This is a genomic window from Halorubrum tibetense (assembly GCF_042661865.1).
GTDB lineage: Archaea > Halobacteriota > Halobacteria > Halobacteriales > Haloferacaceae > Halorubrum > Halorubrum tibetense.
Map to the genome: position 1 here is coordinate 1 of NZ_JBHSWW010000663.1, position 589 is coordinate 589.

Below are 589 nucleotides of genomic sequence, written 5' to 3' on the forward strand. Positions count from 1 at the left end.
AAAAATATTATAGAGAAGAATTGAGGTTGTCGTTTAGCGGAGCAGAAGCTGGGTTATTTTATGTTTAATTAAGCGTCTTTCAGGCTCTTGCTGGGCTAGCGTCAAGGCTTGTTCAAACGCCGCCAATGCCAGCTCATGCCGACCCGAACGGCGCAACAGCTCAGCTCGAGACGCGTGGAGCAAGTGATATTCGATAAGTTCACCACGGCTCAAGATGCTGTCGATAAGCTGTAAGCCAGCCTCGGGGCCATCGCGCATCGCAATGGCAACAGCGCGGTTTAACTCAATAATGGGCGACGGCTCCACGCGCAACAACACGGAATAAAGCGAGACAACTTGATGCCAATCTGTGCCTGCCGCACTGGCCGATTCGGCGTGCACGGCGGCTATCGCTGCCTGCAAGGTATAAAAACCAAAGCGCCGCGATAACAGCGCTTGGCGCACCAGCGCCGTACCTTCGGCAATACAGTGCTTGTGCCACAAGCGTCGGTCCTGATCTTCCAGTAAAACAATATCACCCTGAGCATCTGTACGCGCTTGGCGGCGCGATTCATGCAGCAGCATGAGTGCCAACAGCCCCATCACTTCG

General features: G+C 54.0%; 1 protein-coding gene. It reads right to left on the reverse strand.

The annotated features are described in order from the left end of the window. Positions 1-33: 33 nt before the first annotated feature. Positions 34-589: RNA polymerase sigma factor (locus tag ACFQEU_RS17620; RefSeq protein WP_379784254.1), on the reverse strand; the 556-nt coding region annotated here is incomplete at its 5' end.